At 60.7% G+C, this 10,267-nt stretch carries 10 protein-coding genes; 6 read left to right on the forward strand and 4 right to left on the reverse strand.

Annotated elements, in window-relative coordinates:
- Window positions 1–157 precede the first annotated feature (157 nt).
- Together lysA and lptM are read right to left on the reverse strand one after the other, a co-directional pair.
- Window positions 158–1,408, reverse strand: a complete 1,251-nt coding sequence (gene lysA / locus ACSMDR_RS10500; protein WP_005892703.1) for a diaminopimelate decarboxylase — start codon at window positions 1,406–1,408, stop codon at window positions 158–160.
- 18 nt (window positions 1,409–1,426) lie between these two features.
- Window positions 1,427–1,639 carry an LPS translocon maturation chaperone LptM gene (gene lptM / locus ACSMDR_RS10505; RefSeq protein ID WP_436468148.1) on the reverse strand — a complete coding sequence of 71 codons (213 nt, stop codon included), beginning with the start codon at window positions 1,637–1,639 and terminating at the stop codon, window positions 1,427–1,429.
- 73 nt (window positions 1,640–1,712) lie between these two features.
- On the opposite strand from lptM, the gene cyaY reads away from it, so the two are divergent.
- Together cyaY and ACSMDR_RS10515 are read left to right on the forward strand one after the other, a co-directional pair.
- The gene (cyaY, locus tag ACSMDR_RS10510) at window positions 1,713–2,027 is read left to right on the forward strand and encodes an iron donor protein CyaY (RefSeq protein ID WP_005892706.1); all 315 of its coding nucleotides are present in this window, start codon (window positions 1,713–1,715) and stop codon (window positions 2,025–2,027) included.
- Window positions 2,024–2,677, forward strand: a complete 654-nt coding sequence (locus ACSMDR_RS10515) for an alpha/beta hydrolase (protein WP_436468149.1) — start codon at window positions 2,024–2,026, stop codon at window positions 2,675–2,677. Before cyaY ends, ACSMDR_RS10515 begins: the two co-directional genes overlap by 4 nt.
- Before the next feature lie 103 nt (window positions 2,678–2,780).
- Here the strand turns inward: ACSMDR_RS10515 and ACSMDR_RS10520 are convergent, their stop codons facing one another.
- The gene (locus ACSMDR_RS10520) at window positions 2,781–5,300 is read right to left on the reverse strand and encodes a class I adenylate cyclase (protein ID WP_436468150.1); all 2,520 of its coding nucleotides are present in this window, start codon (window positions 5,298–5,300) and stop codon (window positions 2,781–2,783) included.
- Between the two features lie 323 nt (window positions 5,301–5,623).
- Here ACSMDR_RS10520 and hemC point away from each other — a divergent pair, with 323 nt between their 5' ends.
- From hemC to ACSMDR_RS10540, 4 genes are all read left to right on the forward strand, one after another.
- Complete coding sequence (gene hemC, locus ACSMDR_RS10525) at window positions 5,624–6,553, forward strand: hydroxymethylbilane synthase (RefSeq protein WP_436468151.1); 930 nt, start codon at window positions 5,624–5,626, stop codon at window positions 6,551–6,553.
- 124 nt (window positions 6,554–6,677) lie between these two features.
- Window positions 6,678–7,412 (forward strand): uroporphyrinogen-III synthase, encoded by a 735-nt coding sequence (locus ACSMDR_RS10530; protein WP_436468152.1) that lies wholly within the window; start codon window positions 6,678–6,680, stop codon window positions 7,410–7,412.
- Window positions 7,409–8,506 (forward strand): uroporphyrinogen-III C-methyltransferase, encoded by a 1,098-nt coding sequence (locus ACSMDR_RS10535; RefSeq protein WP_436468153.1) that lies wholly within the window; start codon window positions 7,409–7,411, stop codon window positions 8,504–8,506. Before ACSMDR_RS10530 ends, ACSMDR_RS10535 begins: the two co-directional genes overlap by 4 nt.
- Before the next feature lie 10 nt (window positions 8,507–8,516).
- Window positions 8,517–9,680 carry a heme biosynthesis HemY N-terminal domain-containing protein gene (locus ACSMDR_RS10540; RefSeq protein ID WP_436468154.1) on the forward strand — a complete coding sequence of 388 codons (1,164 nt, stop codon included), beginning with the start codon at window positions 8,517–8,519 and terminating at the stop codon, window positions 9,678–9,680.
- Between the two features lie 112 nt (window positions 9,681–9,792).
- Here the strand turns inward: ACSMDR_RS10540 and ACSMDR_RS10545 are convergent, their stop codons facing one another.
- The gene (locus tag ACSMDR_RS10545; protein ID WP_436468155.1) at window positions 9,793–10,044 is read right to left on the reverse strand and encodes a YkgJ family cysteine cluster protein; all 252 of its coding nucleotides are present in this window, start codon (window positions 10,042–10,044) and stop codon (window positions 9,793–9,795) included.
- Between the last annotated feature and the right edge of the window lie 223 nt (window positions 10,045–10,267).

Below are 10,267 nucleotides of genomic sequence, written 5' to 3' on the forward strand. Positions count from 1 at the left end.
CCACCATGAAGTCGTTGTCCGGGTCTCCATGCATCTTGCAGAAATCTATCAACATCCTGCGTTCCTGTACCGTTAATCACCCGCTCAAATAAATCAGAGGAACCTTGATGGCCAGAGCAGAGAGCTCCCGTCACCCTCTTGCGTTCCTCTATTTGACTCAAGGCAGCAGATGCTCGCCCTGCCAGAGTGATTCCAGCGGCTCACGCTCCCGGATGAGGAACGCCTTGTCGCCGTCGACCAGCACTTCTGCGGCCCGGGGGCGGGTATTGTAGTTCGACGACATGGTAAAGCCATAGGCACCGGCCGAACGCACCGCCAGCAGAGAGCCTTCGGCGATCGCCAGGGTGCGCTCCTTGCCGAGGAAGTCTCCCGTCTCGCACACCGGCCCCACCACGTCGTACAGGGCAGGCTCATGCTGGGCCTTGCTGTCGACCTCGATGATGTTCATCCAGGCGCCATACAAAGAGGGGCGCAGCAGATCGTTCATGCCGGCATCGATCAGCGCGAAGTTGCGGGTCTCGCCGGGCTTGAGGTACTCAACCCGGGTCAAGAGCACACCGGCATTGGCGACGATGGCACGGCCCGGTTCGAACAACAGCGTCAGCTTGCGGCCTGCCAGCTTGGCTTTGAGGGCCTCGGCATACTCGGTCGGATGTGGCGGCTGCTCGGCGCCATAGTTGACCCCCAGGCCACCACCTACATCGAGGTGATGGATGTGGATCCCCTCCAGTGCCAGCTCATCGATCAGCCGCAGCAGCTTGTCCGCCGCCTCCATGAAGGGATTGAGCTCGGTCAGCTGGGAGCCGATGTGACAATCCACCCCCTTGATCTCGATGTTGCCCATGGCCGCCGCCTTGCGATAGATGGCAGGGGCCTGCTCGATGGGGATACCGAATTTATTCTGCTTGAGGCCGGTCGAGATATAGGGGTGAGTGCCGGCATCGATGTCCGGGTTGACCCGTACCGACACCCGCGCCACCTTGCCCATGCTGGCCGCAACCCGGTTGAGGCGCTCCAGCTCGGCTTCGGACTCCAGATTGAAACAGAGGATCTCTTTATCCAAGGCCAGGCGCATCTCGGCCTCGCTCTTGGCTACGCCGGAGAAGACAACCTTGGCCGGATCGCCCCCCGCCGCCAACACCCGCGACAGCTCGCCGCCGGAGACGATGTCGAAGCCGGAGCCGAGGCGAGCCAGCAAGTTCAGGAGCGCTATGTTGGAGTTGGCTTTGACCGCATAGCAGACCAGGTGAGGTATGTCCCCCGCCGCCTGATCGAAGGCGTGCCAGTGGCGCTCCAACGTCGCACGGGAGTAAACATAGAGCGGGGTGCCATGCTGCTCGGCCAGCTGTTGCAGATCTATCTGTTCGGCCTGAAGCTGACCGGCGGCATTGTAATTAAAGTGATCCAAGGGGCGGTTCCTTCCAAATTATGACGAGTGCGGCGTAGCCTCTGGGGTCGCCTCGGCCGGGGTCTGGGGAGTGCTCTGCTGGCCCTTGGCCGGCTCGGCCTCAGACGGAGTCGATTGCTGGCTCTCCGGCTGTTCGGCCGACGGCATATAGAGCGGGCCTTTCAGGCCACAGGCAACCAGGGTGAACGACAGAAGAACGGCAGACAGGCACCGGACGAGTTGAATGATCATAATGGTTCGCTGCGAAAAAAATTTTGGCCCTCTATAATCGCACTCACATTGTTAAAAGCAACAGGATAAACCGATGAAGGATCACGAGTATCACGCCCTGGTAGACACCTTTTTCCAGTATGTGGAAGACACCATAGATGCAAATTACCCGGATATCGATTGCGAGCGGGCTGGCGGCGTCCTGAACCTGGCGTTCGAGAACAAGACCAAGGTCATCCTCAACAAGCAAGAACCCCTGCACCAGATCTGGGTCGCTACCCGCGAGAATGGCTTCCACTTCGAGCTGAAGGGGGAGACCTGGATAGACAACCGTTTCGGCCATGAGCTCAAGGCCCTGCTCAGCCGGGCCTGTACCCTACAATCTGGCGAGGACGTGACCTTCCCATGATAGATATCCACCCCGACGCGGCCCGTCATGCGGTGATCTGGCTACATGGCCTGGGCGATTCGGGGGCGGGGCTGGCTCCTCTGGTCGAGGCACTGGCCCTGCCCAGCGAACTGCCTATCCGCCATCTGCTCCCCGATGCCCCCGAGCGCCCCATTACCATCAACATGGGCCACAAGATGCGCGGCTGGTACGACATCAAGGGCTTCGAGCGGCCGGAAGACAGGGCCGACGAGACGGAAGTGCGCGCGGCCTGCACGCAAATAACCACACTGTTGACTCGGCTCGAACAAGAGGGGTTCGCCCCCGAGCATGTCGTCATCGCCGGTTTTTCCCAAGGGGGCGTCATTGCCTCCTTCACCGCCCTGCGTCATCCAACGCCCTTGGCCGGTCTGCTCTGCATGTCCACCTATCTGGCGGCGCCGGATGCCCTGCTGGCAGAGCTCAGTGATGCCGCTCGCACTCTGCCAATTTGCTACATGCATGGCATCTATGACGATGTGGTTCACCTCTCCATGGGGTGGGACGCCAAACAGCGCCTGGAAGCCGCTGGCCTGGCTCCCCAATGGCACGAATATCCCATGCGCCACGAGATCTGCCGCCCCCAGCTGGCGGATGTCCGGGCCTGGCTGTTGGCTCGTTTCGCCCCCTGAGACGCAGGCCTGGCCTCATGTTACATGGGGTCAGGGTCGCCCGCCGTAAAAAGCAAGAGGGCCTGCATTGCAGGCCCTCTTCACATCACCGGGGTGGCTTGGCTCAGCCCACGTCACGGGCCTGCACCTGAGGATCGCGCCCCAACCCCTGGCTGCGGTAAGGGATAACGTCCAGCGTCTCCCCCTTCTCTACTATCTCGTAGTACTGGGGCAGGTTGAAGTTGACGAACTGGCCATCATCGCTGAACCGTTCATGACTGGAGGTATAGAAACGGTTCACCCCGGCTACCAGCTCATCTTTGTTGCCCGCGAAATGCTGGTAAATCTCGACCCTGTTCGCCTCGTCCAGTATGTAAATGTTGGTGCCCGCATTGCGGGTGTCGAAGAAGAACTGCACCAGCCCCTCGCTGGCATAGGTATCCACTATGCCCGGCAGATGCTGGCTGTGGGTCTTGTCGAGGCGCAGCGGCAGGTGATCCAGCTTGTTGTGGGAGATGTGCCGGTAGAAGTCGATGGCGTTCTCCAGCTTCTTGACAGAGACCCCGCGGCGCTCGAAGAAGATGCCGTATTTCTCCTTGCCAAGGACGAGGGTCTTGACCAGCTGCTGCTTGTCCCGGGCCAGACGCAGTTCGATGCACTCGGCTACCAGCTGTTGGAAGCGGGAGCGCACCAGGGAGCGGAAATGCTGGCTATAGCAGAAGACGGCGATGGTTTCCGGGGCCGCCGCATCCTGGTGCATCTTGCCGAGTATGGTGGTGAGGGCATCGACCACGGCTTCGTCACCGCGAAAATGCAGGGTGCGGATCTCGCTCCAGGAGTTGCGGTAGACCAGATCCACCGAACCGACCAGACACTCCATATTGCGACCGAACGAGAAAACATCGGCGCTGTTGGCATCAAACTCTATCACCTGACCGACCCAATGACTGCTCGGGTCCACCTCCAGATTGAGGTAGATGGAGAGCTGATGGATCTCGCAAGGTCGGCTCAGGGCCACATTGGTGGCACGCGGATATTTGACCGGGAAGGTGCCGGAGAGATCGCGGCAGAACTGGTGCAGGTTGTCTATGTGCAGATCCGAGCCCTGGTTGAACAGGTGCACCCTGGACTGGGCCGTGAGCAGATCATTGAAATAGGCCCAGGCCACCAGCTTGCTGATATAGCTGTTATGTTCGAGCGGCGCCCGACCAATGATGTCAGACGGCTCCAGTGACTGCTTGTAGAGATACCAACCGGCGCGATTGAGGCGGCCGTTGGGCACCTGTACCAGGCTGAGATCAGGCTCGCTGAGATCCGGCGCTATCTTGAGGTTAATGCGCTGCACCTTGCCCGGCAGGCTCTCGAAGGCCGCATAGAGCTTGCGCGACAAGATGCCGATATCTTCCGGGTTGATGGATTCACTGATGTTGTTGCGCCGGGCGAACTGGATCAAGTTGCGATAGCTATGCATCAGGGCCTCTAGCAGCTCGGCATGGGCTACCTTGACCTGTTCTATCTTCCACTCCTGGCGATGATCCAGATGATGGAGCCGCTCCGGGCTCCAGCCCCAGTAAGCGACCAGCTGCTCCATCTGCTCCCGCCGCCACAGGGGCGAGCCCTCTTCGTTGGGATGGCTGAGCCCGTCACACACCTTCAGATAGAAGCAGCGGCGCACCAGATCCAGACGCTGCATGTCACCGATGGATTTGAGGTAGTTGGTCACCTTGTCCAGCATCAGGCAGTAGTTGTCCATCCGGAAACTCATGCCTTCATGCTGCTGGAACCAGTCGCGGCTGATGAAGGAGAGCAGCCGGGTGTTCGGGTACTCATGGGAGTAGGCCTCCATCAACACCGACTTGAGCACCGCCTTGTAGGGAGAGTCGATACCCTTGTAAAGCTGCCAAAGGGCAGAGCCGAAGTACTCCTCGGCCGGAATGCGGTTGAAGCTGCCCAGATCGAGCCAGTCATCCTGACTGAGCTGACCGCTCGCAAACAGGCCGGTCACATAGGCATCGTACTGCTCGTCATAGGCGCGGGGCACCAGGTACCAGAGCAGGCGCTTGCCCGCAATGTGCATGGCGCTGCGATAGAACTCGTCGAGCAGCAACAGGTGCTGGGCACTGCCGCAGTTTTCACCCTGCATCTGGGCATCGTTGTGCTGACGAAACTTGTCTTCGGGGATCAGGAAGAAGTTGAGATCCACGCCGCGCTGCTCGGCCCACTTGGAGAGTTGCTGGCACTTGAGATCAAGCAGAGCCAGACGATCGGGAGAGAGGCCCGCCACGTGACAGACCCAGATATCAAGATCCGAATGACAGCACTGACCGATAGAAGAGGTGCTGCCCATGGAGTAGAGGCCTTGAATGGCCCTGTCCTGGGTGCTGAGCCCCCCCTGGCAGTTGGCGTTCTGGCACAGGTCTTCGATGAAGGCCTGCTGGGTCTCGTCGGCTTGAAAACTCCAGATCCCATGAGGCACATCCCCACCCACATAACCGGGCAGCAGGGGATGATTGAAGTGCAGCATGACGGGCAGCAGTTGGAATACCTGTTGCCCATAGCGACTCATGAGACCTAGCGCCCGCTGCGTCTTGAGACGATTGATCTCGTCATAACGCGATACGAGTGCATCGAGTTGTACCAGCAATGACCTGCCTATTTGGGGGTTGCAATTGACGCACCAAAACGGTGAGACGTCAAAAAAGTGTGATCATGTTAACAATGCAAACTGCGGTGGTAAACAAGCCCACAGCGAATAGCGGGATTATTTATGACAGCCAGATGAACGGTATCACCGGAAAGCAAATAAGGCATTTAGAATCATATAGTTGACGTTATGCAAAGCCATAATGAAAATCATTTCCTCCCCTTCATTTTTCAGCCGGATCCCGCTTTTGCGGCCCGTGCCATGAAAGCCCCCGTAAAGGGTGGTAAGATCATTTTCCTTTAAATATGAAACAACTGATTGATATGGCAGCCCGTACCCTGAGAATCGCCACACGCAAGAGCCCACTGGCCCTGTGGCAGGCCAACTTTGTCAAAGACAGGCTCGAAGCCCTGCATCCGCAGCTCACCGTCGAGCTGGTGCCCATGAGCACTCAGGGTGACAAGATATTGGATACTCCGTTGGCAAAGGTTGGCGGAAAAGGGTTGTTCGTCAAAGAGTTGGAAACGGCCATGTTGGAAGGGCGGGCAGATATCGCCGTTCACTCCATGAAAGACGTCCCGGTTGAGTTTCCCAAAGGACTTGGCCTGCATACCATCTGCGAACGCGAAGATCCCCGTGATGCCTTCGTCTCCAGTCGTTTCGCCAGCGTGGCCGACCTGCCCCTGGGCGCCGTGGTCGGCACCTCCAGTCTGCGCCGCCAGTGCCAGTTGCGCGCTGCCCGTCCGGATCTGGTGGTACGTGACCTGCGCGGCAACGTCAACACCCGCCTAGCCAAGCTCGATGCTGGTGAATACGACGCCATCATATTGGCTGCCGCCGGCCTGCTGCGCCTGGAGATGGCAGACAGGATCCGCGCCTTCATCGCGCCGGAGCAGAGCCTGCCCGCCAACGGTCAGGGTGCTGTCGGCATCGAGTGTCGCAACGACGATCTGGAACTGCACGCCCTGCTGGCGCCGCTGGAGCATGCCGAGACCCGTATCCGGGTATTGACCGAGCGCGCCATGAACCGTGCCCTGCAGGGGGGTTGCCAGGTACCAATCGGTGCCTACGCCCTGATCGAAGGAGATCAGATCTGGCTGCGCGGTCTGGTCGGCCAACCCGATGGCAGCCAGGTACTGCGCGACGAGATCCGCGGCCCCCTCGCCCAGGGTGAGGCCCTGGGCCAGCAGCTGGCCGAGCGCCTGCTCGCTGCCGGTGCCGATACCATACTCGCCGAGGTCTATCAGGCATGATGGACCAGGGCCGTCAGGCAGAGCGTCGGCAGGTCCGTGCCCCTCATGTCGGCCCTATCTTGCGAATGGCCAGACCGAGCCCCTGGCAACTGACCTCCTTCACCCCCCCTCGGAGGGCGCAGCTATGACCCCCCTGGTGGTACGCCCCGCCGAACAGGGGGCCGAGCTGGCGACGCTGCTTCGCCAGCACGGCCACGCTCCCCACCCCTGCACCTTGCTCACGCTGGGTCCCGGCAACGAGCTGGATCGGCTGGCCAATCAATTGGCCGAGGCCGATATCGTCATCGCCGTCAGTACACATGCTGTTATTTTTGCTGATCATTTTCTGTTGCAAACTGGTCAGACCTGGCCAAATATTGACTACTTTGCGGTAGGCGACGCCAGTGCGTCCGCCTTTGCCGAGCTGGGCATTCGTGCCGCCAGCCCGGCGGATCCCCGCAGCGAGGGACTGCTGGCCCTGTCCGAACTGCAACAGGTGGCGGGCAAGCGGGTCTTGATCCTGCGCGGCAACGGGGGCCGGGATCTCATCGCCCGAACGCTGGCCTCGAGGGGGGCTCTGGTGCACTATTGTTGCACCTATGAGCGCCACTACCCTGCATTGGATGGCTCGGCACTGGCCCGTGAGTGGCAAGCGGCCGGGATAGACAGCCTGCTTATCACCAGCGGGGAGTTGTTGCAGCGTCTGCAGACGCTGGTACCTGAAGATGCACACCCCTGGCTGCACGGCTGCCAGTTGGTGGTCCCCAGCCCCCGGGTGGCCGAGATGGCCGAAGGGTTGGGTTTTCTCCATATCACGATTGCCCAGGGGGCAGCCAATCAGGCCCTGCTGGCCGCCCTGGAACAGAGGAAGACGCGATGACAGAACAACAAGAGACCCAGGCCACTTCGCAAGAGAGCGCCGCACCGCGCCAGAGTCCGGCCGCCGAGCCGACTCACGCCAGCCCGGCGCCGGCCAAGCAGCACAAGGGCCGTGCCGGTGTGGTCATGGGGGCTGTGGCCATACTGATCGCCCTTGGGCTAACTGGCGGCCTCTACTATCACGGCCATCAGGGCGCCCTGGCACAACAGGCCGAACTGGGCCAGCTCAAGCAGCAGCTAGCGGATGTCATGGGGCGACTCGACCAGAGCGGCAGCAAGGAGCGCACCCAGCTGGGCGAGCTCGGCAAGCAACAGCTGACCCTGCAAGAGGAGTTGAAAGGCTTGCAGAATCGGGTGCTGGATCTCAACGACAAACGTCCCAATGACTGGATGCTGGCCGAGTCCGAATATCTGGTACGCATGGCGGGCCGCAAACTCTGGCTGGAGCACGACCTCGTTTCCGCCATCACCTTGCTCGGCAATGCCGACGAGCGCATCAAGGCCCTCAACGATCCCAGCCTGATGCCCATTCGCAAGGCTCTGGCCGAAGACATCGCCAAACTCAAGGCCATGCCCCGCGTCGATCGTGAAGGGCTCACCCTCAAGCTCGCCGCCCTCGAAGATCAGATAGATCAACTGCCCCTCTCCAACGTCACCATGCCCACCGCCGAGGAGCAGGCCAATCAGGCGGTCAGCAGCAACCCGGACGAATGGGAGAGCAACCTGAAGAAGAACTGGGTCAAGTTTACCGAAAACTTCATCACCATCCGTCGCCGGGATGGCGCTGTCGAGGCACTCATCTCGCCCCAGCAGGAGATCTACCTGCGCGAGAACCTCAAAACCAAGCTGCTCCAGGCCCAACTCGCTGTGTACCGCGAGCAGCAACCCCTGTATGAAGACAGCATCGACAAGGCCTCCCGCTGGCTGGCGCAATATTTCGATACCGAAAACAGCGCAACCCACTATCTGCAGGGCGAGCTCGACAAGCTCAAGGGCGAGCAGATCCAGTTCGATTATCCGGACAGGTTCAGTACCCAGGCCCTGCTCGAACAGGTGCTGACCGAACGCCTGCAACGCATCGCGACCGGTAACTGAGGAGAGCCCCATGATCCGTTTGATTATTCTGGTCGCCGTCATGGTGGCGGGCCTGGCCTTCGGCCCCGAGGCCTCGGGCAACAAGGGCTATGTGATGATCTCTCTGGGGAATTACACCCTGGAGTCCTCGGTCACCAGCGCGGTGATCCTGGCCATTCTGTTTTATGGTCTGCTGCTCATCGTCGAATGGGTGCTGACCCGGGTCTTTGGCCTGCGCCGCAAGACCCTTGGCTGGTATGGCTCCCGCCGTCGCCGCAAGGCCAACCAACAGACGGTGGCGGCCACCCTGGCCTTTGCCGAGGGGCAATATAGCCAAGCCGAGAAGCTGATGGTCAAGGGCGCTCGCAATAGCGAGACCCCACTGCTCAACTACCTCTCAGCCGCCAAGGCGGCTCAGGCCCGTGGCGATGACAGCCGCCGGGATCAATATCTGCTGCAGGCTCAGGAAGAGCACCCCAAGGCCGAGCTGGCCCTGACCTTGACCCAGACCCAGTTGCAGATAGAGCAAGGTCAATACGAAAGCGCCCTCGCGACCCTGGAGTCCCTGCGAGCCCTCAATCCTCGCCATCCCATGGTGCTGGATCAGCTGCGCCAGGTGCAGCTCGCGCGTCAGGACTGGACGGCCCTGCTGGAGCTGATCCCGGTGCTGCACAAGGTCGGCAAGCTGACACCCAAACAGGAAGAGGATCTGACTCGTCAAGCCTGGGTTGGCCGCCTGCAGCAAGGTGCCAACGAAGCTGACACGCTGGCTGCCATCTGGCAGGCCATGCCCAAGACGTTGCGTCAGGACCCCGAGTTGCTGCTAGGCTATGGCCGCCAGTTGCGCAGCCTGCAGGGAGACCAGGCAGCCGCCGACCTCTGGCTCGATGCCCTGCGCCGGGATGCCTCGCCTCAGCTGCTGGCCGAGTTGCCCCGTTTGCGTCTGGATGACTACCAACCCCTGCTGACCCTGCTTGGCAAGATGCAGGACAAGCCGGGCGCTCAGGCAGCACTCGCCCAGATTTGCCTGCTGGCAGGCCAATTGGATGAAGCCCAGCGACTGCTGGAGATAGCGCTGGCACAGGCGCCAAGTGCCGCCCTCTACCATGCAATGGGCCAGCTGATGGACAAGCGCCGCCTCACCAACAAGGCCAACGAGTACTATCGTCAGGCCCTGCAGCTCGCGGGCATCTAACCCGACCTTGGGTGAAACCTGTCAAAAGAGGCCGCAATTGCGGCCTCTTTTTTATGGCTGTCGACCTCATTCAATCAGAGGCGACAGCTGCGGGTTGGCGCCGTCAGTAGGCTCAGGAGGTCTGCCGCTCCCACTCCCCGAGCAGCCAGAGCGCCTCCCCCCGGTGAGTGCCACACACATCCATCATGGGACGAAAGCCGCTGCATACGCTGGGGCGCTCGGGTGAGCCGAACAGGCGACAACCCAGCCGCTCATCGAGTTGGACGCAGGGTACCCCGGCGGGTTTCCCCTGTGGCATGCCCGGGATGGCACTGCTGATACTGGGGGCGATACAACAAGCTGCACAGCTGGCACGACATTCCATGACGATATCCATCCAAGGGGATGTGCCAGTCTATCCCAGGCCCGCACAACCTCTTACCACTATCGCTGTCATCCCCTCACAGACTGCAACAAGCCCGGCGCTGGGCCGGGCTGGATTGCAAGGCACATGACACCGCGCATCAGAGAATGATGTCGCGGATCACCTCGTCCTTGCGACTCAGAGAGTGGATCGACTCGATACGACGACGCGGATGTGCGTGACT

The sequence above is a fragment of the Aeromonas molluscorum genome (assembly GCF_051376105.1).
GTDB classification, from domain to species: Bacteria; Pseudomonadota; Gammaproteobacteria; order Enterobacterales; family Aeromonadaceae; genus Aeromonas; species Aeromonas molluscorum.